Source organism: Pseudomonas petroselini (genome assembly GCF_045037875.1).
In the GTDB taxonomy this organism is placed as follows: Bacteria; Pseudomonadota; Gammaproteobacteria; order Pseudomonadales; family Pseudomonadaceae; genus Aquipseudomonas; species Aquipseudomonas petroselini.
The window spans coordinates 3,576,268-3,599,486 of sequence record NZ_CP173614.1 but is presented as its reverse complement, the minus strand read 5'-3'; the positions used below and the strand labels follow the sequence as shown (position 1 = coordinate 3,599,486).

The window sequence follows — 23,219 nt, the reverse complement described above, 5'->3', positions numbered from 1 at the left end:
GGGCCCTTGCCCGCCACGTCTTACCGACCTTGGAAGACGCTTACAACACCCAAGCCTACTCGGCAAAATCGGCCCCTGTTGTAACCATTCCTCATAAGCACTGTGCTTGTTTATATAACTTAAACAGTATCGATTAAATCGTCGTCGAACCGCTGCGATTAAACGTTTAACCCTGCACGTTTGTTTAAACGGCACCTTGCGCGGCGACCCTTTCAGCAACATGTCGCAAACTATCAAAGTTGATGTTCGCCCCGGAATTGATCGCCACCAGAGTCTGCCCGCGCAAATTGTGACTGCTCACGTATTCACGCAGGCCTGCTACCGCCAGCGCTCCGGACGGCTCGGTGATGGAGCGCGTATCGTCGTAGATCAGCTTGATCGCGCTGCACAACTGATCATTGCTGACCGTGATGACTTCATCCACCCAGTCGCGGCAGATCTCAAACCCATAAGCACCGACCTGCGCCACCGCCGTGCCGTCGGCAAACCCGTCGACACTGGGCAGCACCACCCGCTCGCCGGCCCGCAGCGCCGCCAACAGGCAACTGGACCCTTCGGGTTCGACGCCGATGATGCGCACCTCGGGCCGCAGGTATTTGACGTAGGCGGCGACCCCGGCGATCAGGCCACCGCCGCCCACCGGTACGAAGATCGCATCCAGGGGCCCCTGTTGTTGGCGCAGGATCTCCATGGCCACGGTACCTTGGCCGGCGATCACCTCGGGGTCATCGAACGGCGAAACGAAGGTGCCCCCGGATTGCTCGGCCAGTTGCAACGCATGGGCCAGGGCAAAGGGGAAGCTCGCCCCGTGCAGCACCGCTTCCGCACCGCGCGAACGCACGCCCAGCACCTTTAGTTCCGGCGTGCTGCTGGGCATCACAATGCGCGCCTTGATTCCCAGCTCCCGCGCCGCCAGGGCCACACCTTGGGCATGGTTGCCCGCCGACGCGGTGACCACCCCGCGGGCCTTTTGCTCCGGCGTGAGCTGCACCAGCTTGTTGTAGGCGCCGCGGATCTTGAAGGAAAACGTCGGTTGCAGGTCTTCACGCTTGAGCAATACCTGGTTGCCCAGCAACGCCGACAAGGCCGGGGCTGCCTGCAAGGGCGTGCGCACCGCCAGGTCATAGACCGGCGCGGCGAGGATTTTTTTCACATAATGTTCAAGCAGTCCCGGGTCGGCGGTGTGGGGCGCGGTGCAGGTGCTCATGGGTGTCTCCTGGCTTTTTGTCAAAGACCCTGGAGACGGAAAAACAAAACCCGCCTCTAGGGCGGGTTTGGGTGCAGCCGTGCGCTATCCCGCCAAATGAGGAATGCCGGTAATAATGCTTGGCTGGCTGCGGAAGGCTTGAAAAGTCATAGGGCGAAACTAACCGGCGACGGGCGGGCAAGTCAATGGCCAAGCGCCATTTCGCGGTGAGGGGGTTTACGTTGAACATACGAAACGTATACGCTTTGTATATCCATACCGTACAGTGAAAACCATGGGCATCGTCAAGATCACCGACCAACTGCATGAACAACTGCGCCTGGCCAGCGCCGCGATGGACCGCTCCATCAACGCCCAGGCCGAATTCTGGATCAAGATCGGCCTGCTCGCCGAACTCAATCCCAGCCTGCCCTACAACGAGTTGATCAACAAACTGTTGCTGGACAAGCCCGACCTGATCCGGGGGCGCCGTTGATGATCAAGACCGCCGCACAACTGGCCGTGATGCGTGAATCCGGACGCCTGCTGGCACAGGTCTTCACCATGCTCGATGGCTTCGTGGCCGCCGGCCGCTCCACCCTGGAGCTGGACAGCGCCGTCGAAACCTTCATCCGCCATGACCTCAAAGCCCGTCCCGCCAGCCTCGGCCAATACGACTACCCCTTCTCCATCAACACCTCGATCAACGAGGTGGTGTGCCATGGCATGCCCAGCGCCAAGGAGATTCTCAAGGACGGCGACATCGTCAACATCGATATCACCCTGGAAAAAGGTGGCTATATCGCCGACGCCAGCAAGATGTACATGATCGGCACCGTCGCCCCCAAAGCCCGGCGCCTGGTCGAGATGACCTTCGAAGCCATGTGGGCCGGCATCCGCCAGGTCAAGCCCGGCGCCCGCCTGGGCGATATCGGCCATGCCATCCAGAGCCACGCGCAGGCCAACGGCTACAGCGTGGTGCGCGAGTATTGCGGCCACGGCATCGGCCGGCAGATGCATGAAGAACCGCAGGTGTTGCACTTCGGTCGTCCCGGCACCGGGCTGGAACTGCGTGAAGGCATGGTGTTCACCGTCGAGCCGATGCTCAACCAGGGCAGCGCCAAAGTGCGCAGCCTGAAGGATGGCTGGACGGTGGTGACCAAGGACAACAGCTTGTCGGCGCAGTGGGAGCATACCGTGGCGGTGACGGCGGATGGTTTTGAAGTCCTGACCTTGCAGGTGCAGACTGGCGAATGAGCTGTGGCGAGGGAGCTTGCTCCCGCTGGGCTGCGCAGCGGCCCTAAAGAAAGGCGGGCTACGCACGCCAACGGGAGCAAGCTCCCTCGCCACATTTACATCGTCGTACCCGCTATCCGTTTCACCCCCCTTCGATGTGCCTGAATTAATGGGCGATCAGCTGCGCCCACGGCCAATTGCTGGTGGCGGAAGAATACGGGCAACTGCTCGGCTATGCACTGGTGCTGTTTCGGCGGCGCAGCGCGCGTACGCGGCGTTGGGCTGGGCCAGCAGTTGCTAAAGCGCGAGGCCTGCGCGGCAGTGGTCAACGACTATTACGAAGACCACAGCCCTGCCCTGCGCCTGGAAAAAACCTTGCTCACGCCACCTGCTTGATCCCGGCCTTGGCTTCCAACTCGCGCACCAGCGGCAATACGCGCTTGCCGAAATACTCGACTTCCTCCTGGAAGTGCAGGAAACCCGCCAGCACCAGGTCCACACCTACCGCTTTGAGCGCGACGATACGCTCGGCGATCTGCTGTGGCGTGCCGATCAGGTTGGTCTTGAAGCCATCGTTGTACTGCACCAGGTCTTCAAAGCTGGACTTGGCCCAGTTGCCCTCGCCTTCCGGTGAGGCCTTGCCCGCTTGCTTAGCGGCGTCGCCAAACGCGTTGACGGCTTCCGGGCCGGCTTTGTCGATGATTTCCGCCAGCACCGCACGGGCCTCCTCTTCAGTGTCGCGGGCGATCACGAAGGCGTTGACGCCGACTTTGACCGAATGGTTATTCGCCGCCGCCTTGGCGCGAATGTCATCGACCTGGGCCTTGATGCCTTCCGGGGTGTTGCCGTTGGTGAAGTACCAGTCCGACACCCGTGCGGCCATGTCCCGCGCCGCCCGCGAGCTGCCGCCCTGGAACACTTCCGGCTGGCCCAGCGGCTTGGGCTTGAGGGTGTAGTTGTTGAAGCGGTAGAAATCGCCCTTGAAGGTGAAGTCGTCCTGGGTCCAGATGCCTTTGAGGGCGCGGATGAACTCTTCGGAACGGCGATAGCGCTCGTCGTGTTCCAGCCAGTGTTCGCCAATGGCCTGGAACTCACCCTTGAACCAGCCGCTGACGATATTCACCGCGATACGGCCATTGGTGAGCTGGTCGATGGTTGCCAGTTGCTTGGCCGCCAGCGCCGGTTGCCACGGGCCGGGCAGGATCGCGGCGATGACCTTGAGCGTGGTGGTCGCGGCCAGCAGCGCATGGCTGAACGCCACGGATTCATGCTGGTTTTCGGCACCGTAGCCGGCGGTGAAGCGGATCTGGGTGAGACCGTATTCGAAGCCGGCCGCCTCGGCCAGTTGCGCCAGTTTGCGGTTGTAATCAATGCCCCAATGGGTGCGTTGTTCGATCTTGCTGACCACTAGCCCACCGCTGACGTTGGGCACCCAATAGGCAAATTTCACGGCTTGCTGACTCATCGAGCGGTACCTCGTACATAGGGATGTACCCAAGGCTTGAGCAGCAAGCGTGCCAGGCCACGAGAAACGCCCGCGCCATGAGGGTTGCGGCGAAAAAACCCGGCAGGCACGGCTTACCGGCAAATGTCAGGGATTGCGACGGTTTGCTGGATCGCTGTTGCTGGGGCAACAGCACAGGCCGTGAACGGCGCGTAAACATTGGCCCTGGCACCCGGCACGGACTGTGCAATCACTCTTCGCATTGATCACTGCCCCGGAGCCTTGCCCATGACCGAACAACACGTCATCAACCCGCTGTCCACCGGTGTCGACTACCCGACCCTGGCCGCTCGCTTTCGGCCGATTTTCCAGCGCATCGCCGAAGGCGCCTTGGCGCGCGAACAGCAGCGCAGCCTGCCCCACGAGCCGATCCAGTGGCTCAAAGAGGCCGGCTTTGGCGCGGTGCGGGTGCCGGTGGAGTACGGCGGCGGCGGCGCGTCCCTGCCGCAGTTATTTGAGTTGCTGATCGAGCTGGCCGAAGCCGACTCCAATGTCCCCCAGGCCCTGCGCGGGCATTTTGCCTTTGCCGAAGACCGTCTGAACGCGCCGCCCAGTGCCGGCCGCGACCTGTGGTTCAAGCGTTTCGTGGACGGCGATATCGTCGGCTGCGCCTGGACCGAGATCGGCAACGTGGCCATCGGCGATGTGGTCACCCAGGTCAGCCCCGACGGCGACAGCTGGAAACTCAACGGCGAAAAGTTCTACAGCACCGGCAGCATTTTCGCCGACTGGATCGATGTGTACGCCCAACGCAGCGACACCGGCGCCGATGTGATCGCCGCCACCCGCGCCCGCCAGCCGGGCGTGGTGCACAGCGATGACTGGGACGGCTTTGGCCAGCGCACCACCGGCAGCGGCACGTCGCGCTTTACCGATGCGGTGGTGGACGCGGACAACGTCATCGACTTTGCCACCCGATTCAAATACCAGACCGCGTTTTACCAGCTCGTGTTACTGGCCAGTCTGGCTGGCATTGGCCGTGCGGCATTGCGCGATGTGGCGCATCAGGTGCGCAGCCGCAAACGCATCTACAGCCATGGCAATGCGCCCCATGTCAGCCAGGACGCACAGGTTCAACAGGTGGTGGGCGAAGTGGCTGCGCTGGTCTACGCCGCCGAGGCCAGCGCGTTGAAAGCGACGCTGCCGGCGCAACGCGCGTACGTGGCGCGGTTTGGTGGGGATGATGCAGTGGAGCGTGAGGCCAACGTGGCGGCGGAGATTGAGTCGGCTACCGCGCAGGTGGTGGTGTCTGAGTTGATCCAGCGTGCGACCAGTGAATTGTTCAATGCATTGGGGGCTTCGGATGTGCGCCAGGGGAAAGCGCTGGATCGGCATTGGCGGAATGCGCGGACGGTGTCGTCGCATAATCCGGTGATCTACAAGGCAAGGATTGTGGGGAATTGGGTGATCAATGGGGTTGAGCCGCCGTTTGTTTGGCAGATTGGGAATGGGCCAGGGACTGGGGCTTGAGTTGGCTGTTGGGTTGGGGGGTGTATGCGTTATTTGGGGGGGGGGGGCGGGTAAGGTCTTCGCCCCAACACTCAGTGCCTCGCTTAGGCTCGACATCCCCTCACTCCGGCCAACGTGTTTGACGGGGCGCCTGACATCAAGATCAAAAGCAGGCCGATGTCTACCTGATGTATGGAGATCAAACTGTGGGAGGGGGCTTGCCCCCGAGGGCGGTGTGTCAGCTCATGCATCTGTGACTGCCCCACTGCTATCGGGGGCAAGCCCCCTCCCACATTTGGACCGCGATCGACAGGTGCCACACCCGTCGGCTCTAAGGCCGCCGCGCTTTTGCTTTTGATCTTAGGCGCCCCGTCAACCCTGTGTCCGGTCCGTACAGGCTTTATAACGGATATGCCCCCCCAATCAGAAGGCCAATTTGTAGCCAATAGCCATGAGCATGACCGCCAAACACGGGCGCAACACCCCATCCGGCAACTTGCCAGTCATATGGCTACCGATATAGATCCCCGGCAACGACCCCATCAACAAAAACCCCAACAAATGCCAATCCATATTCCCCATGCTGGCATGCCCCAACCCCGCCACCAGGGTCAGCGGCACAGCATGCGCGATCTCAGTCCCGACCAGCCGCCGCGTGGCCAGAAACGGATACAGAATAAACAACGCTACAGTCCCCAGCGCACCCGCACCGATGGAGGTCAGGGCAACCATGGTCCCCAGGATCGCACCCGTCACCACCGTCAACACATTCAGGTTGCGCGGACTCATGTGATAGTCATCGCCCGCATGCCGCTGGGCAAACGCCAGCAGGCTTTTCTTGAACAGAATCGCCAGCGCCGTCAGCAGCAACACCACACCCAGCGCCTGCTTGATCACCGCGTTCATCGCACTGGGATCAGTGTGCAGGCTGGCCAGGAACCAAAGCGTCAGCACCACCGCAGGCACGCTGCCCAAGGTCAGCCAACCGGTGATTGTCCAGTCAATGTTCTTGTTCTTGCCATGCACCAGCACCCCACCGGACTTGGTGATCGCCGCGTACAACAGGTCGGTACCCACCGCCGTGGCCGGGTTGATGCCGAACCACAGCAGGATCGGGGTCATCAACGAGCCCCCGCCCACACCGGTCATCCCTACGATAAAACCAACGATCAGGCCAGCCACCACGAAACCAACATTACCTACATCCATCAAAGCTACCTGCGGCCTTATAAATTTCTGGCCGCAGGATAGCGATTTTTCTTATAACGACTTATATCAATATGATCTGACTTTATGCCTTTTAGCTCAGGCGATGACAGACGTAGGCTTGGGTTTGATACGGAAAGGCAACCGTGTCACGCCCCTTCAACGCCGGGTGGGTGTCGATCAGCGCTTGCAATTGCGCGGTGACACTCGCCTTGGGCCCATCAGCCAGCGCGGCGATAAAGCTCACGGAGAGGAAGCGATCCATGATCACCTCCTGAGGGCTGCCGACATGGTTGTAGGGAAAATAGGTCACGTCGGGGGCGGAAAAGTACACGCCGTTGAAGGCCTCGCGCCAGAGCCCGGTATGAAAACGCGGGGTGTCGCCCTCGTAGGGCGTGATGATGTCGGTGATGGCAGCGACCCAATCCACCGACTCATCGCGCACGTTCCACACCAGGCCAAGGCGGCCGCCGGGCTTGAGCACGCGATGGATTTCCGCCAGGGCAGCCTCGGTGGAAAACCAGTGGAATGCCTGGGCGCATACCACCGCGTCAGCGCTGGCGGAAGGCAATGGGATGGATTCGGCGGTGCCATTGACCAGGCGCACATCCGGCAGCAGTTTGCGCAACTGCGCGCCCATCGCCGCCACGGGCTCGACGGCGGTCAACGTCGGCGCCAGGGTGCTGAGCAAACGGGTGAACTTGCCGGTGCCGGCACCCAGGTCAACCACGCTCGACTGTGCGTCGATGCGCAAGGTCTCGGCCAGCCAGCCCGTGAGTTGCCTTGGATAATCCGGCCGACCTTGGGCGTAGGTCACGGCCTGGGTAGAGAAACCTTGTTGAGCAGACGTGTGAACACCAGTCATTGCCAATCTCTCTTCGGGTAAAGCGGGGGCACAGTGTGCGCCCTCCCGCGTTTATTTTCTAATCACTGCATCCAATCGTGTGTGCCATGGGTAGTCCTTTCAGTCACCCCGCTGTTTTACTGAAATGGAGAAGTACCCATGAACGCTAAAGCACTGTTCTGCCTCACCGCCCTGCTCGCCGCCGCACCCGCAGCCTTTGCCCAGACCGGCTTGCCCGACAGCATCAAAGTGCCGGACGGCCACAAGGTGGCGCTGGAGACCACCGGCGTCGGCGAAATCACCTACGAGTGCCGGGACAAAGCCAACGCCGCCGGCCAGACCGAATGGACCTTCGTCGGCCCCAAGGCCGTGTTGAATGACCGCAGCGGCAAGCAAGTCGGCACCTATTTCGGTCCACCCGCCACCTGGCAGGCCAAGGACGGTTCGACAGTCACCGGCACCCAGCTGGCCGTGGCGCCGTCCGGTGCAGGCAACCTTCCGTACCAACTGGTCAAGGCCAACCCGGCCGAAGGCAAGGGCGCGATGAGCGGTGTGAGTTACATCCAGCGGGTTGCGTTAGAGGGGGGCGTAGCACCGAACAGCGCGTGCACGGCGGCCAACAAGGGCAAGCAGGAAGTGGTCAAGTACAAGGCTGATTACATCTTCTGGGCAGCCAACTGAATAAATACGGCTACGCTGCCCCCAATGACGTTGGTTGGGGGGAGCACCGCGTGTTTGATTACGAAGCCTGTCTGCTGGCCTGCGCCCGTGGCGATCAACGCGCCTTGCGCGCGCTCTATCAGCAGGAAAGCAGCCATCTGCTTGGCGTGGCGCTGCGTATCGTCAGGGACAAGTCCCTGGCCGAAGATATCGTGCATGACGCGTTCATCAAGATCTGGCGCGGCGCCGGCAGTTTTGACCCCTGTCGCGGGTCGGCCCGTGGCTGGGTGTTCAGCCTGACCCGCCACCTGGCGCTCAACGTCGTGCGTAACCATTATCGCGAAGTCCCGTTGGGCGACGAACATGAGCCAGTCGCTGCAACCGACACCTTTGAGTTCAGCGCACGCACGGGGCAAGTCCACACCTGCCTGGAGCAGCTCGACCCGACCCGTCGCACATGCATCCTGCATGCCTATGTCGACGGTTATTCCCACAGCGAAATCGCCCAGAAACTCGGCACCCCGCTGGGGACCGTCAAGGCCTGGATCAAACGTAGCCTCGCCGCGCTGCGGGAGTGCATGACATGAGCAACCCACTGGACGAACTGGCCAGCGAATACGTGCTGGGCACCCTGCCTGGCGAACAACGCGCGGAAGTGGAACAGCGCCTGAGCCACGACGCCGAGTTACGCGCGGCAGTGGACGCCTGGGAGCAACGCCTGTTGCCGTTGACCGCCTTGGCGGAGCCCGTGCCCCCCTCCTCCGAGTTGTGGCCACGCATCGAACGCAGCACCGCCGGCGCCCGCACACCTTGGTGGGATCTGCTCGCCGTATGGCGTGGCCTGGCCGGTGCCGGGCTGGTGGCTACGCTGGTGCTGGCCGCACTGCTGCTGACCCGTCCGCCCAACCTGGAACCCAGCTTTGTGGTGGTGCTGGTGGCTCCGCAAAGCCAGGCCCCGGGCTGGGTGATTCAGGCCAGCAATAACCAGCAGATTCAGTTGATCCCATTGGGCGTGATGGAAGTACCGGCGGACAAGGCCCTGCAGTTCTGGACCAAGGGCGATGGTTGGCAAGGGCCGGTGTCGCTGGGGTTGGTCAAACCCGGCCAGACGCTGTCGGTGCCGTTGGACCAGTTGCCGCCGCTGACGCAGAACCAGCTGTTCGAACTGACCCTGGAAGACCCGCGCGGCTCGCCGACCGGCAAGCCCACCGGGCCGATCCAGGCGATCGGTCGCGCCGTCAAAGTGCTGTGATCAAGCGCCGCTGGGCAACCACACCCGGAACCGCGCGCCGCCCAATGGCGACGCCAATGCGGTCAAGGTGCCGCCCTGGGCCTCCAAGGCGCGCCGGCTGATGGCCAGGCCCAGGCCGAAGCCGCCGGTGGCGCGGTCACGGCTGCGGTCAAGGCGGTAGAACGGCTCGAAGATGCGTTCACGCTGGTCGAGCGGGATGCCGATACCGTCATCGTCGACCCAGATTTCACAGCCCTTGGGGCACACCTTGACGCCCACCTGGATGCGTTTGTCGCAGTAACGCGTGGCATTGCGCAGCAGGTTCTGCAAGGCACGGGCGGTGAGGCGCGGATCAAGACTGAACCGCTCCACCGCGCAATCGAGCGCCACGTCGATGACGATCTCGGGGTTTTCCAATTCGTCATCGACGCTGCCAAGCACACTGTCGATAAACTCATCGAGCACCACCTCGACCCGCTCCGGCAGTTGCGCCGGGTTTTGCAGGCGACTGTAGGACAGCAGCTCCAGCACCAGTTCATCCAGCTCGCGGATATGCGCCACCAGGCTTTGAAGGCGTTCTCGGCTGGCCTCGGGCAAGTCTTCGGAAAGCGCCAGGGCCAGGCCGAAATCCAGGCGTGTGAGCGGTGTGCGCAGTTCATGGGAGACGGCGTTGAGCAGGTCGCGCTGCTGGTTGAGCAGGTGCTCGATGTCGTCGGCCATGGTGTCGAACACCGAAGCCAGGCTGCCAATGCTGGAGCTGGCCGGAATACGCGTGCGCTCGGCCAGGTTGCCCCGGCCCAATTGCCCGGCGGTGCTTTTCAAGCGCTCGAGGTCGCGCCAGTGCGGGCGCAGCCACACCAGCAGGCAGGCCAGCAGCGCGGCGACGATCAGCACGTTGATGGCCCAGTACAGCACGTTCATGTCCATCGGATCCGGCGGGATCGTCAGCTTGACCACGAATTGCTCATTGATCGGCGAGCTGATTTCCTCCATCCAGCCCCATTCCCCAAGGCGCACCACCGATTTGCCTTGCTCCAGCAGTTTTTCCTGCGCGGGGCTATAGCTGGCGTCCTGGCGCAGCAGCAACTGCACTTTGAGCGGCGCGAAGTCGTGGCCCAATTGCTCGGTCACCTGTGACCAGCGTTCCACCGGCGCCCGCAGGTATTGCTTGACGATCAGCTTCTGCTGGCCGCGGGTCTGCTCGATGTTGTAGTTCATGTAGCGGTGTTCAAACAGCTGGATCACCAGCGAGGGGATCAAGTAAATCGCCAGGCTGTAGGTGACGATGGTGATCAGGTAGAGGCGCAGCAGTACACGAAACATGGCTCAGCATTCCCACTCGGAACGGCTGAACAGGTAGCCCTTGCCCCACACCGTCTTGATCTTGCGCGCCTCACCGGCGTTGTCGTCGAACTTGCGGCGCAGCTTGGAGATGGCTACATCCACCGAACGGTCGGTGCCGTTGAACTCGATACCGCGCAAGCGCTGCAGGATCTGGTCGCGGCTGAGCACTTCGCCGGCGTGCCGCGCCAGCACCACCAACAGGTTGTATTCGCCGCTGGACAGCTCCACCGACTGCCCGCGCCAGGTCACGGTGCGTTCCGACAGGTCGATGCACAGGTTGCCCATGATGATCTGGTCGTTGGCCGCCTGGGGCTCGGACAAACTGCTGCGCCGCAGCAATGTGCGGACACGGGCGAGCAGCACACGCGGCTCGCAGGGTTTGGTCACGTAATCGTCGGCGCCCATTTCCAGGCCCAGCACCTGGTCGTGGCTGTCGTCGCGGGCGGTGAGCATCAGGATCGGCAGGCCCGCCGAATCGGCGCGCAACAGGCGGCACACCTGCAGGCCGTCGAGGCCGGGCAGCATCAGGTCGAGGATCACCAGGTCCGGCGGGTTCAGGCGGGCGCGTTCGCGGACGTGGTCGCCGCGGCTGAGCACGCTGACCTGGTAGCCATTGCGTTCCAGGTAGCTGGCAATCAGCTCGGAGAGTGCGGCGTCGTCTTCCACCAGGAGGATGTTGGGCATGGTGTTTCCAAATAATGCGGTTTGTTGGTGTGGTGCAGGATTGTGCAAGGATATACGCCCCCGGCGCCCCGCGCGCCGCACCTTACATTTCTTCACACACCACCTACACAGCTTCACAGCACCACGGCGCAGGTGACTTTAGGATGCGCCAGTCAATATTGGGATAAGAGCATGTCGAAGAATCTGTTTGCGCCGTTTTGCCTGCTGGCCCTCACCCTGGCCCTGAGCGCGTGTGACAAATCCGCCGCCGAGGCACCGGAAATGCCCCTGGCCAAAGTGCGCATCGAAACCCTCGCCGCCAAGCCCCTGTCCATCACCAGCGAACTGAGTGGGCGCATTGCCGCGCCGCGCATTGCCGAAGTGCGCGCACGAGTCGCCGGCGTGGTGATGCAGCGGGTGTTCAAGGAAGGCCACGACGTGAAACAGGGCGACGTGCTGTTTCGCATTGACCCCGCGCCGTTCAAGGCCGATCTCGACAGCGCCCAGGCCAACCTGAGCAAGGCCGAGGCCAATGCCTTCCAGGCGCGCCTGCAAGAGCAGCGCTACAGCCAGTTGGTGGAAGGCAACGCCATCAGCGGCCAGGACTACGACAACGCCCGCGCCGCCGTGCGCCAGACCAACGCCGAGGTCGCCGCCAACAAGGCGGCGGTCGAGCGCGCCAAGCTGAACCTGGGCTACGCCACCGTGACCGCGCCGATTTCCGGGCGCATCGGCCGGGCGCTGGTGACGGAAGGCGCACTGGTCGGCCAGAACGAGGCCACGCCGCTGGCGATCATCCAGCAACTGGACCCGATCCACGCCGACCTGACCCAGTCCACCCGCGAGCTGAATGATCTGCGCCGGGCCTTCCGCGCCGGCAGCTTGAAGCAGGTCGGCCAAGACCAGGCCAAAGCCACGCTGATCCAGGACGACGGCAGTCTCTACCCATTGCCGGGCAAATTGCTGTTCGCCGAGATCAGCGTCGACCCTGGCACCGGGCAGATCATCCTGCGCAGCGAATTCCCCAACCCGGACCTCGACCTGCTGCCCGGCAGCTTTGTACGGGTGCGCCTGGAACAGGCCGTCGACAAGCAAGGCATCAGCGTGCCGCAACGCGCCATCACCCGTGACAGCGCCGGCATTCCGATGGTGCTGCTACTGGACGCCGAGCAAACGGTGACCCAGCAACCGGTGGAGTTGGGCGCGGTGATCGAGGACCGCTGGATCGTCAGCAGCGGCCTCAAGCCCGGTGACCGTATCGTCGTCGAAGGCCTGCAACATGCGCGCCCCGGTGAAAAAGTTGAAGTGGACGCCAGCCCGCTCGTAAAGGAATAACCTGTCATGCCGCAGTTCTTTATTGACCGCCCGATCTTCGCCTGGGTGGTGGCCCTGTTTATCCTGCTGGCCGGCGCGCTCGCCATCCCGCAACTGCCGGTGGCGCAGTACCCCAACGTCGCGCCGCCGAAAGTCGAGATCCATGCGGTGTACCCAGGCGCCTCGGCCCAGACCCTGGACGAAAGCGTGGTCAGCCTGATCGAGCAGGAGCTCAACGGCGCCGACCACCTGCTGTATTTCGAGTCGCAGAGCAGCCTGGGCTCGGCCACCATCACCGCGACGTTCCAGCCGGGCACCAACCCGGAAATGGCTCAGGTTGACGTGCAAAACCGCCTCAAGGCCGTGGAACCGCGCCTGCCGCAAGCGGTGACCCAGCAAGGTTTGCAAGTGGAGAAAGTCTCCGCCGGCTTCCTGCTGCTGGTGACCCTCACGTCCAACGACGGCAAGCTCGATGACGTAGCGCTCAGTGACTACCTGGCGCGCAACGTGATGAACGAACTCAAGCGCCTGGACGGTGTGGGCAAGGCCCAGCTGTATGGTGCCGAGCGCGCCATGCGCATCTGGATCGACCCGCAGAAACTGATCGGTTTCAACCTCACCCCGGCCGATGTGAACGCCGCGATCAGCGCGCAGAACGCCCAAGTATCCGCCGGCAGCATCGGTGATTTGCCGGGTACGAACAGCCAGGAAATCACCGCGGCGGTGCTGGTCAAGGGCCAGTTGTCGACGCCGGCCGAATTCGCCGACATCGTGCTCAAGGCCAACCCGGACGGTTCCACCGTGCGCATCGGCGACGTGGCGCGAGTGGAAGTCGGTAGCCAGGAATACCAGTTCTCCACGCGCCTGAACGGCAAACCGTCCACCGCGGTCAGCGTGCAACTATCACCGGGTGCCAACGCGCTGAACACTGCGACGCTGGTGCGGGCGAAGATGGACGAGTTGTCGCGCTTCTTCCCGGCCAATGTGGAATACAAGATCCCGTACGACACTTCGCCGTTCGTCAAAGTCTCGATCACCAAGGTGGTCTACACGTTGCTCGAGGCGATGGCGCTGGTGTTTGCGGTGATGTTCCTGTTCCTGCAGAACGTGCGTTACACGCTGATCCCCACGCTGGTGGTGCCGATTGCGTTGATGGGCACCTTCGCGACCATGTTGTTGCTGGGCTTTTCGATCAACGTACTGACCATGTTCGGCATGGTGTTGGCGATCGGCATCCTGGTGGACGATGCGATCGTGGTGGTGGAGAACGTCGAGCGGATCATGGCCACCGAGGGCCTGTCGCCCAAGGACGCGACCAAGAAGGCCATGGGCCAGATCACCGGTGCCATCGTCGGCATCACGCTGGTGCTGGTGGCGGTGTTCCTGCCGATGGGGTTCATGGCGGGTTCGGTGGGGGTGATCTATCAGCAGTTCTCGCTGTCGATGGCCACCTCGATCCTGTTCTCGGCGTTCCTGGCCCTGACCTTGACCCCAGCCCTGTGCGCCACCTTGCTCAAGCCGATTGCCAAGGATGAGCACCACGCCAAGGGCGGTTTCTTCGGCGGGTTCAACAAGCGCTTCGAACAGCTCACCGACCGCTATGAAGGCTGGGTGGCCTACGCCCTCAAGCGCAGCGGCCGCTACCTGTTGATTTACCTGGTGCTGCTGGTCGGCCTGGGATGGATGTTCAGCCGCCTGCCCTCCTCGTTCCTGCCGGTGGAAGACCAGGGCTACACCATCACTGACATCCAGTTGCCACCGGGTGCGAGCAAGAACCGCACGGTGCAGGTGGCCGAGCAGATCGAAGCGCATAACGCCGGCGAGCCTGGGGTGGGCGATACCACCATGATCATGGGCTTCAGTTTCTCCGGCTCGGGGCAGAACGCGGCGCTGGCGTTTACCACGCTCAAGGATTGGTCGGAACGCAGCAGCGATGACTCTGCGTCCTCGATTGCCGACCGTGCCAACATGGCCTTCAGCGAGCTCAAGGACGCGATCGCCTATGCGATCCTGCCGCCGCCTGTCGATGGCCTGGGCACCTCGAGCGGCTTCGAATTCCGCTTGCAGGACCGTGGTGGTGTCGGCCATGCCGCCTTGATGGCGGCGCGCACCGAGTTGCTGGCCGCCGCCGCAAAAAGCCCGATCCTGGCCAACGTGCGCGAAAGCGCCCTGGCCGAAGCCCCGCAAGTGCAGTTGGAGGTGGACCGCAAGCAGGCCAACGCGCTGGGCGTGTCGTTTGCCGACGTCGGCAACGTGCTGTCCTCGGCCATCGGTTCGGCCTACATCAATGACTTCCCCAACCAGGGCCGCATGCAGCGGGTGGTGGTGCAGGCCGAGGGTGACCAGCGCAGCCAGGTGGCGGACTTGATGAAGATCAACGTGCGCAACAACGCCGGGAAGATGGTGCCGTTGTCGGCGTTTGTCGAAGCCAAGTGGACCCAGGGCCCGACGCAGTTGACCCGTTACAACGGCTACCCGGCCATCGCGATTTCCGGCGAAGCGGCACCGGGGCACAGCACCGGTGAGGCGATGGATGAGATCCAGCGACTGGTCAGCCAGTTGCCGGCCGGCCTGGGCCAGGAATGGACCGGATTGTCGCTGCAGGAGCGCCTGTCCGGCGCCCAGGCACCGTTGCTGCTCGGCCTGTCGCTGCTGATCGTGTTCCTGTGCCTGGCGGCATTGTATGAAAGCTGGTCGATTCCGACCTCGGTGTTGCTGGTGGTGCCGTTGGGCGTGCTCGGTGCAGTGGTGGCCGTCTCCTTGCGCGGCATGCCCAACGATGTGTTCTTCAAGGTCGGCTTGATCACCATCATTGGCTTGTCGGCGAAAAACGCGATCCTGATCATCGAGTTCGCCAAGGACCTGTACGACCAGGGTGAAGACCTGATCACCGCCACCTTGAAGGCTGCACGGTTGCGCTTGCGGCCGATCATCATGACGTCCCTGGCGTTCATCCTCGGCGTGGTGCCGCTGGCGATTGCCACGGGGGCCAGCTCGGCCAGCCAGCAGGCGATCGGCACGGGTGTGATCGGCGGGATGATCACCGCGACGCTGGCGGTGGTGTTTGTGCCGGTGTTTTTTGTGGTGGTGATGAAGCTGGTCAAAAAAAGCCCCAAGTAGACACGGGAAAAAATGTGGGAGGGGGCTTGCCCCCGATGACCATAGGCATCTACACAACGCAGTAGCAACCACACTAACCACGATGCGAAGCGAGTCGCTGTTGATCCTGATCTTGATCTCGCTTTTGATCTCAGGCGCCCCGTCAAACACGCTGGCCGGAATCCGACAGGGATTTGGGGGGTAAACCGGCAGGGATGCCGGTTTAGCCGCCCCGCGCCATGGATGGCGCGTGGCGGCGGCCCCCCAAATACCTGTCGGATTACGGGCACACCGAGCGTGAGCGAGGTGCCGAGTGTTGGGGCAAGAGCGTTTTGCTTACTTTTGCGCTTTTCAAAAGTGAGCCGCTGTAAAAGCGGAACCCATAGCAGCCGTGACCTAAATAACGGATATGTACCCGGTCTGATCCAACAGCCTGGTCGTCTGCCAGGCCGCCACGGAAGCAAGCTCCCTCGCCACAGATCCAGCGCCATACCCAGAATTGTGTAGCAGTCACCTGATGAATCGACTGACACACCGCTATCGGGAGCAAACCCCCTCCCACAAGGGTTATGGGTTGTATTCGGGATCAGGTACAGTCTACTGACACCTCGTCAGCTGTGAGTCTCTATGCCCTTCCTGGCCCGCACCCACCCTCGCCTCTCCGCCGCCGCCGTGCTCGGCCTTGCCGTGGGCCTCCTGGCGCCGGCCGACTCCCTCGTCAGCAAAATCCTCATCGGCTGGAACGCCGGGGTCTGGACTTATCTGGTGCTGATGCTGTGGCTGGCCCGCCGCGCCAAGGCCGAGGACGTGAAGCGCATCGCCGAGGTCGAAGATGAAAACGCCGGGCTGGTGCTGTTCACGGTGTGCATCGCGGCCATTGCCAGCCTGGCGACCATCACCTTCGAACTGGTCGGCAGCAAAGACCTGGCCACCTCCGAACGCCTGCTGCACTACGGCTTTACCGGGCTGACGGTGATCGGTTCATGGCTGCTGATCGGGGTGATTTTCAGCGTGCATTACGCCCGTCTGTATTACACCTGGGGCGGCAAGGAGCCGGCGCTGCGCTTCGCCGAAGGGCTGCTGACCCCCAACTATTGGGACTTCCTGTACTTCTCCTTCACCATTGGCGTGGCGGTGCAGACCTCGGATGTAGGCGTGGCCACCCGGGGCATGCGCAAGGTGGTGCTGGGACAATCGTTGATCGGGTTTCTGTTCAACACGGCGATCCTGGGGTTCTCGATCAATATCGCCGCCGGGCTGTTCGGTTGATGCTGCACAAACCTTCTAGACGCCCACCCGGCGCTGGGCGCTAATAACCTCACGTATTCCGCTTCGGTGAGTGATGACCGCGCACAATTGGATCGACCTGTCCCAGGACGCCGACACCGGCATCGAGACCCTGCGCGCGCATTTCGAAGGCCATGCGTATGACCCGCATTGGCACGACAGCTACCTGATCGGCGTCACCGAACAAGGCGTGCAGCAATTCAATTGCCGCCGCACCCGCCACCACAGCGTGCCCGGCCAGGTGTTCCTGGTGGAACCCGGCGAACTGCATGACGGCGATGCGCCCACCGCTGGCGGCTTCACCTACCACATGCTCTACCTCGACCCACAATGGCTGGCGCGGGAAGTAAGCGCAGTGTTCGAAGAAGCACCGCAGGGCAGCCAGCTGAGTTTCACCAGCACCTTGACCAGCGACCCGCGCCTGGCGCTGGCCACCAGCCAGGCCTTCCGGACCCTGCACAGCGGCGAACTGCGCATCGTGCGCCAGCGCGCCATGGACCAATTGCTGGAACGCCTCACCGGCCAACTCTACTGGCGCACCCGCTACCGCGAAGACCCACGTCTGCCGCGGGTGGCGCACAAGGCCCGGGAATACCTCCATGCCCATCTGCAGGTTGACGTGGGCATGGACGAACTGGCCCTGGCCTGCGGCGTCGACCGCTTCCGTCTGAGTCGCGCGTTCAAGAGCGCGTTTGGCCTGCCGCCCCATGCGTATCTGGTGCAACTGCGCCTGGCCCGCGCCCGGCACTTGCTGGCCAGGGGTGAGCAACCGGCCGATGTCGCGATTGCATTGGGTTTTGCCGACCAAAGTCACCTCGGCCGCTGGTTCGTGCGCGCCTACGGCTTGACGCCTGCCGCGTACCGCAAGCGCTGCTCAAATCTTCCAGACAGGTCACACGCCGGCTTGTGAAGATCGACGCCATCGATTGATCTTCTGGAGTCTCCCGCCATGCTGCCGTTTGTGTTGTTTGCCTTTGTTGCGTCAATTACCCCTGGGCCTACCAATATCCTGGTACTGAGCAACAGCGCGCGCTATGGCTTCAAAGCCGCCCTGCCGATCATTCTGGGAGCCTGCCTGGGTGCTGCCGGGATTGTGCTGTTGGTTGGCTCGGGTGTCGGCCACTCACTGGCGCATTTGCCCAGGGTTCAAACCGCCATGCAATGGACCGGCGTGGCCTGGTTGAGCTACCTCGCCTGGCAGATTTACCGCGCGCCGCCCCAGGCCTTGCAAGCGCATTCAACCCAAAGACAGCTGGGCATGACCGGTGCCGCCAGCCTGCAACTGATCAATCCCAAGGCCTGGATGATGGCGCTTGCGGTGGTCAGTGTATTTGCGGGTAACGGTGCCGAGCGCCAGAGCCAGGTGCTGAGCCTGTCCCTGGTGTTTTTCCTGATATCGCTGCCATGTCTCGGGGCCTGGGCTGTGCTGGGTGCGGGGTCGGGCAGGTTCCTGCGTTCGCCGCGTGCGATGCAACGTTTCAACCGGTGCATGGCCCTGCTTCTGCTGGGCTCGACCTGGCTGAGTGTGCGGGTCTGAACGCAAAAAAAAGGGGGACGCCGAAGCGTCCCCCTGCTCAAATGAACGAGTGCCTTAGAAGTCGTAACGTACGCCGAAGTTGACACCCCATGGCTGGTCAATCTTCTTGCCCTGGCTGGTTTCGACGTCAGCATGCAACTTGACGCTCTCCGATACCGACATCGCCAAACCGGCTGCCAGCTCAATACGCGAACCCGACAGGTCGTTGTTGAAGCTCTGGTCGTTGATGAACACTTTGTTGCTTTGATCGAACTCATGGGCCACGGCGGTACGCAAGTAAGGCTGCAACACACCACCGCTTTCCAGCTGGATGTTCTTGCCGGCGGTCACGCCAAGCTTGCCCACCACGGAGCTGGAGCGGTCACCCTTGGCCTGCAGGCCGTTGGTCAACTCGTAGCTCTGCGCCTGGGTAATGGTCGCCGACAACTGCCCGTACGGTTCAACGAAGAAATCGTTGTCCAGCTTGATATGGCGACCGAACTCAGCCGAGGCGCCCACGGCATTTTGCGCGTAGTTACCTTTGGCTTTCTTGCCGTCGCTCATGGTCACGTCGTTTTCAGTGTGCAAGCGGTTGAGCTTGGCCACACCGTCGAAGTACAGCCCGCTTTCGGCGTCGAGCCAGGTGGCATAACCGCCCATGTAGTAACTGTTGACCTCACCGGTGCTCCCACGGGTCAGGCTGAGGTCTGAGGTACTGGTACCGGCCATGACACCAGCGATCCATTGCCCGTCGCCGCTCGACAACGGCGCATCGGCACCGATGGTGAAACCCTTCTGGCGCTGCGTGTAGCCCGCACCGTTCTTGTTCGCCGCCACGTCGAACTTGTTGCCGTAGCTGCGCATCCACATCCCGTTGCCCGCGCCCTCACTGAAGCGCAATTCGCCCATACGCGTACGCAGGATGCTCATCTCGCCGTACAGCACGGTTGGCGCGCTGTTGAACAGGGCCAGCACCGAGTGGGCACTGGTGCTGGTGCCCTTACGGTTGGGATCGAGGAACCAATCGGTGCCATCCTTCTGCAAGCCGTAGGCGTAAGCCCCGACATCTACCGTACCGCTGGCCAGGCTGAACTGCGCATCACCACCTTCGGTGTGGACCACTTTGATCGGCTCGCCGTCGGCCAGGTTCGAACCGCTGGCGGCCAGCATCAGGCTATGGTTGCCTTCAGCCTTGCCGTCCACATTGAGGAAGTCGGTCTGATGGGTCAGAAAGTCAGTATTCATGATGAACGTGCCGTTGCCTTCCAGGCTCTTCACGTCCAACCGGTAGAACTCATCCGGCCCGCCGAAATGCACGGCGCCGCCGCCCATCTTCAGAGCCGTGACGTTACTGTCGCCCACCAGTACCCAGTGGGATGCATCGTTCACACTCAGCTCGGCGACGTTTTTCAACTGGCCGGTCAGCCAGGCGCCATTGTTGAGCTGCGCTTTGGCAGTGCTGCCCTCTTCGACCACGATGTCACCGAACAGCTCGCTGCGGTCGACATTCAGGTTGGCGGTAGAGCCGTCGGTCACCTCCAGGAGGTTGCCGTTGCTACCGAAAAGGCTTGAGCCGTTTCGAACCTGGATGTCGGCGTTGATGCCGTCGCGGGTGACAATCGCGGCACCGTCTTTGCTCTGAACACTGGAGTTGTCCAGCACAAGGCCGCTCTCCATGAAGCCGGAGCTGCCATCGATGCCCATTTGCACACCGTACTTACCCCCCACGATCTGGCTGTTGGTGGCATTGGCCTGACCGCTGTACAGCGCCAGCCCCAAACCAGCGGCCCCTGTTGCTTCTACCTTTGAATCGATCAAGTCCAGCACGCTATAAGCGGTGACAGCAGCGCCACGTTGACTGCCAGTGATCGTGCTGCCCAAGACTTTGACAGTGGAACCTGCTGTGCTGCTGTCATTTCGACCCGCCACCAGACCGGTACCACTGTTGTGGACAATATTACTGTTGGTGATCAACACGTTGCTGTCCAGAGCACGCAGCGCAGTAGACGACGTGCTTCGAGCGATGATCTCGCTACCGTCGATACGGATATCGGAATAGTACGCCGTGATGTCCTGAGTCGAACTGCCCGGCTCAACCACCAGGGTGGCGGACTCAGCACGAATTTCCTTGGTGGTTGCACCTTTGACGGTGAGCCCGGAGCCGGGCTGTAACTCAAACCGGTCCGGGGTAAAGCCTGGCACCACGAAATCATCAGGTTTGGTGACAGGACGCGCATCAGCAGCTTGCGCCACCAGCATGAGCAACGTGACAGCGTTGACCTTCAACGCAAGACTTAAAGGAGATGGTTTGAAATTGAATACAGACGACATTTGACGTACCTCTGGGTGGCGTTCCTTTACGGAAAAATCTGACCGGTTCCAAAGTGCGTAGGAGCCTGTCAATCGAGGGGTGCCAAGGTATCCAGAGTGATTACCGTCATATGTAGGAAGAATCCTAAGTAGCCGAAGTAAAGACTGGCATCTATGCTCCAAACATTTGCCCTGCCTCAGGCAAAGTGATGCATTTTTTAGACAAAAAAATGCCCAAGAGCGGGGTCACCGCTCTTGGGCATCAGCCCTCAGACGCAACTATGGGCCGGGTACGGCAGCTCCATCACAGAAGGTTCCGTTAGAACCTGCTGAACCCGTTCTGTGGCCACGTACAAGGTGGGTCGCGTCATTTGAAGACAAAGGACCACCGGCCAGCGGAATGCTGTAGTGAAGTTTTGCCGAACCGGCAAGTCTCGTTGAAAACGTCGGCTGAATGGTTTTAAAGATCGTTGCGTAGGGCCCAAGATCTACGGTGAATCCCTGATTGATTTCAGACTGTGTCTGAATGGTCTTGGTAACCGTACCGACGGCAGCGGCTACTGGAAGAGTAGCCGCATCATCACTATAACCCTGCCAATCCAGCGTCACTACCATGCCTATCGCAAACTGAGTGCTCGGCGGAATATTTACCAGAAGATTAACCGGCGCAGTGCCTGACGGTAGGAAGCTGTTGCAATTGATGACACCAACCGGTGTGGTTCTTTGAACAACGGGTGCATCCAACTGCACAAAGTTCGCCGTTACATCCACTGTTGTAGGGTCTGCTTGTTGAATATTAGTAGTGCCTGCCGACCCGATGGTGTACCACGCCAGTTTGGTACCGTTTTTACCCGCAACGATGGCAGCCCATGGAATGTCCAGATCAATTATTTGATTGGCTGCACCATTGGTTACGAGCCTCTCAGGCGGAACAAACAGCCCGTCATAAAAGAGTCTGATCGTAAAAGGAAAGGCGTCGGGTGTAGGTGGTTTGTCCCAAAGCGTAATACGCGCAATCGCATCACGGGGGGCATGTTCGGGTCTCAACTCATTGTCAGGCCCCTCACCGCCCAATAGTAATCTCCCTTTAACAAGCACTCTGTTCAAGTCTGGGTTGATCAGACCCGGTCCGGTTGGATCAGGTCCTACCACATAAAGATCCAGGTCGGTCACAGCCGTCAGCACTGAAGGGTAATTGACCGAACGACGCTTGACCGCATAAGAAACCGTCAGCGCAAGCAAGCCTTTCGTGGCGCCGTAGAGGGCTACCAACGTTGCATAATCAACCGGAACAGGTATCGGGAATGTCGCACTCGATACGGGAAAGTCAGGCAAGGTTCGCGAGCCGATACTGGTCGTGAGCGTGACACTGAGCATATCGTCTGAGCGCAGCACGTTGTCGTATTGAGGGATGCGTGCGACCAACCCATTGAGTGCCGCCACATCCGCCCGGTTGGTCAACCCATCACCGGGAACGGCCAAATCGATGGTGGGCGCTTTAAGGTTGGACGGATTGGGAAACAGGCTCACATCGAAGTTGAAGGCGCCGGACTGCCGCGATTGATTACCCGATGCATCGACGATGACATAGCGCAAACTCTTCAGCCCGTCAGGATGGCCTTGGACAACCGACAACGGCAGAGGAAAGGAACGGTCTGCGGGAATGGGCCAAAAGGGATCCGGATTACCAACGACGGGTAGGTAGGCTTCATCCGAGTTGGCATAATAGAACAGTGCCCGATCGCCTGGGGCTTGGCCTTGGTTCGCATAGGGGGGAATGGTGAATATGGCCGATTCGTTGGGCTTGCCTTGGAAGTAATCAGAACCGACGGAGTCAGGCAGGTCAGCGGGAGGAATGGGGGCAGGGATGGTGCCGACGAAATCCTCGTAGGGTGCGTCGAGATCGACAATCAACAACTGAAAGTCAGACAGCCCACCGTTGCCAACTAGAGATTCAACTTCGTATTCAATCCTGTGAATACCGGGACCACGACGTGCACGCGCAATATTCACGGGATGCCCTGTTGCCGGAACTGAAAACACAAACTCTTGGCTGAAAGGCTCTTCGGGCTTGTTTTCATCATTAGCCCACAACCAGACCTTTACGTTGTCAGGTTTAAGGGGATCGGTACTGGCGTCTCCCCATGGGGGAATGGTAAATTCCAACGTCTCTTTCAGCGCAGCTGCTCGTGTAATCAAGCCAGGAAAACCAGGCACCTGCCCCTCTAGCGTGCCATCGTCCAGTGCCAATATTCCAGGGTTGGCCAGACGCGAATTTTTGAAGTTCTGAATGGCATCCAAAGTCTTTTTGTTCATGTTTTTCTCCAACTTCTTCACGTGGGTCGTTAATTTCAGGGTGCACACAAGCGT

The 23,219-nt window shown here is 61.3% G+C and carries 19 protein-coding genes and 1 pseudogene; 12 read left to right on the top strand and 8 right to left on the bottom strand.

Going from position 1 to position 23,219, the window contains the following annotated elements; genetic code table 11:
* Positions 1–184: 184 nt before the first annotated feature.
* Positions 185–1,207: a threonine ammonia-lyase, biosynthetic gene (gene ilvA, locus ACI512_RS16525; RefSeq protein ID WP_082893942.1), complete on the bottom strand. Its 1,023-nt coding sequence runs from the start codon at positions 1,205–1,207 to the stop codon at positions 185–187.
* Positions 1,208–1,481: 274 nt separating this feature from the next.
* Here ilvA and ACI512_RS16520 point away from each other — a divergent pair, with 274 nt between their 5' ends.
* The 3 genes and pseudogenes from ACI512_RS16520 to ACI512_RS16510 form a co-directional block, all read left to right on the top strand.
* Complete coding sequence (locus tag ACI512_RS16520) at positions 1,482–1,682, top strand: ParD-like family protein (RefSeq protein ID WP_064053810.1); 201 nt, start codon at positions 1,482–1,484, stop codon at positions 1,680–1,682.
* Positions 1,682–2,443 carry a type I methionyl aminopeptidase gene (gene map / locus ACI512_RS16515; RefSeq protein WP_236379616.1) on the top strand — a complete coding sequence of 254 codons (762 nt, stop codon included), beginning with the start codon at positions 1,682–1,684 and terminating at the stop codon, positions 2,441–2,443. The genes ACI512_RS16520 and map overlap by 1 nt, the downstream gene beginning before the upstream one ends.
* A gap of 149 nt (positions 2,444–2,592) precedes the next feature.
* A pseudogene (locus ACI512_RS16510) lies at positions 2,593–2,803 on the top strand (ribosomal-protein-alanine acetyltransferase); the annotation flags it as partial.
* On the opposite strand, the gene sfnG reads toward ACI512_RS16510, so the two are convergent.
* Positions 2,802–3,887 (bottom strand): dimethylsulfone monooxygenase SfnG, encoded by a 1,086-nt coding sequence (gene sfnG / locus ACI512_RS16505; RefSeq protein ID WP_405121217.1) that lies wholly within the window; start codon positions 3,885–3,887, stop codon positions 2,802–2,804. The pseudogene ACI512_RS16510 and the gene sfnG overlap by 2 nt on opposite strands.
* Before the next feature lie 267 nt (positions 3,888–4,154).
* On the opposite strand from sfnG, the gene ACI512_RS16500 reads away from it, so the two are divergent.
* Entirely contained in the window at positions 4,155–5,396 is a 1,242-nt protein-coding gene (locus tag ACI512_RS16500) for an acyl-CoA dehydrogenase family protein (RefSeq protein ID WP_236383868.1), read from the top strand.
* 402 nt (positions 5,397–5,798) lie between these two features.
* On the opposite strand, the gene ACI512_RS16495 is transcribed toward ACI512_RS16500, so the two are convergent.
* Together ACI512_RS16495 and ACI512_RS16490 are read right to left on the bottom strand one after the other, a co-directional pair.
* Positions 5,799–6,584, bottom strand: a complete 786-nt coding sequence (locus ACI512_RS16495) for a sulfite exporter TauE/SafE family protein (protein ID WP_236383245.1) — start codon at positions 6,582–6,584, stop codon at positions 5,799–5,801.
* Between the two features lie 91 nt (positions 6,585–6,675).
* The gene (locus ACI512_RS16490) at positions 6,676–7,446 is read right to left on the bottom strand and encodes a class I SAM-dependent methyltransferase (protein WP_231809498.1); all 771 of its coding nucleotides are present in this window, start codon (positions 7,444–7,446) and stop codon (positions 6,676–6,678) included.
* A 138-nt stretch (positions 7,447–7,584) separates the two neighbouring features.
* Between ACI512_RS16490 and ACI512_RS16485 the strand changes: the two genes are divergently transcribed.
* Genes ACI512_RS16485 through ACI512_RS16475 form a run of 3 tightly spaced genes read left to right on the top strand, consistent with a single transcriptional unit; the run spans position 7,585 to position 9,337 of the window.
* Complete coding sequence (locus tag ACI512_RS16485) at positions 7,585–8,106, top strand: DUF3455 domain-containing protein (protein ID WP_012723914.1); 522 nt, start codon at positions 7,585–7,587, stop codon at positions 8,104–8,106.
* Between the two features lie 50 nt (positions 8,107–8,156).
* Positions 8,157–8,672: a sigma-70 family RNA polymerase sigma factor gene (locus ACI512_RS16480; RefSeq protein ID WP_236383240.1), complete on the top strand. Its 516-nt coding sequence runs from the start codon at positions 8,157–8,159 to the stop codon at positions 8,670–8,672.
* Positions 8,669–9,337 (top strand): anti-sigma factor domain-containing protein, encoded by a 669-nt coding sequence (locus ACI512_RS16475; protein ID WP_064053815.1) that lies wholly within the window; start codon positions 8,669–8,671, stop codon positions 9,335–9,337. Before ACI512_RS16480 ends, ACI512_RS16475 begins: the two co-directional genes overlap by 4 nt.
* Here the strand turns inward: ACI512_RS16475 and ACI512_RS16470 are convergent, their stop codons facing one another.
* Positions 9,338–10,639, bottom strand: coding sequence for an ATP-binding protein (locus ACI512_RS16470; protein ID WP_236383237.1), 1,302 nt, complete (start codon positions 10,637–10,639; stop codon positions 9,338–9,340).
* A 3-nt stretch (positions 10,640–10,642) separates the two neighbouring features.
* Positions 10,643–11,344: a response regulator transcription factor gene (locus tag ACI512_RS16465; RefSeq protein ID WP_064053817.1), complete on the bottom strand. Its 702-nt coding sequence runs from the start codon at positions 11,342–11,344 to the stop codon at positions 10,643–10,645.
* A gap of 171 nt (positions 11,345–11,515) precedes the next feature.
* Between ACI512_RS16465 and ACI512_RS16460 the strand changes: the two genes are divergently transcribed.
* The 5 genes from ACI512_RS16460 (at position 11,516) to ACI512_RS16440 (ending at position 18,560) form a co-directional block, all read left to right on the top strand.
* Positions 11,516–12,658: an efflux RND transporter periplasmic adaptor subunit gene (locus tag ACI512_RS16460; RefSeq protein WP_236383236.1), complete on the top strand. Its 1,143-nt coding sequence runs from the start codon at positions 11,516–11,518 to the stop codon at positions 12,656–12,658.
* Positions 12,659–12,664: 6 nt separating this feature from the next.
* On the top strand, positions 12,665–15,757 hold the full coding sequence (locus tag ACI512_RS16455; RefSeq protein ID WP_236383233.1) for an efflux RND transporter permease subunit: 3,093 nt from the start codon (positions 12,665–12,667) through the stop codon (positions 15,755–15,757).
* Between the two features lie 606 nt (positions 15,758–16,363).
* Entirely contained in the window at positions 16,364–17,005 is a 642-nt protein-coding gene (locus tag ACI512_RS16450; RefSeq protein WP_236379738.1) for a DUF1345 domain-containing protein, read from the top strand.
* Between the two features lie 73 nt (positions 17,006–17,078).
* Positions 17,079–17,933, top strand: coding sequence for an AraC family transcriptional regulator (locus ACI512_RS16445; RefSeq protein WP_231809729.1), 855 nt, complete (start codon positions 17,079–17,081; stop codon positions 17,931–17,933).
* A gap of 39 nt (positions 17,934–17,972) precedes the next feature.
* A complete protein-coding gene (locus ACI512_RS16440) occupies positions 17,973–18,560 on the top strand; it encodes a LysE family translocator (protein WP_236379737.1) in 588 nt (195 codons plus the stop codon).
* Between the two features lie 54 nt (positions 18,561–18,614).
* On the opposite strand, the gene ACI512_RS16435 is transcribed toward ACI512_RS16440, so the two are convergent.
* Together ACI512_RS16435 and ACI512_RS16430 are read right to left on the bottom strand one after the other, a co-directional pair.
* Positions 18,615–20,870, bottom strand: coding sequence for an autotransporter outer membrane beta-barrel domain-containing protein (locus ACI512_RS16435; RefSeq protein ID WP_064053823.1), 2,256 nt, complete (start codon positions 20,868–20,870; stop codon positions 18,615–18,617).
* A gap of 258 nt (positions 20,871–21,128) precedes the next feature.
* Entirely contained in the window at positions 21,129–23,165 is a 2,037-nt protein-coding gene (locus tag ACI512_RS16430) for a hypothetical protein (protein ID WP_236379735.1), read from the bottom strand.
* Between the last annotated feature and the right edge of the window lie 54 nt (positions 23,166–23,219).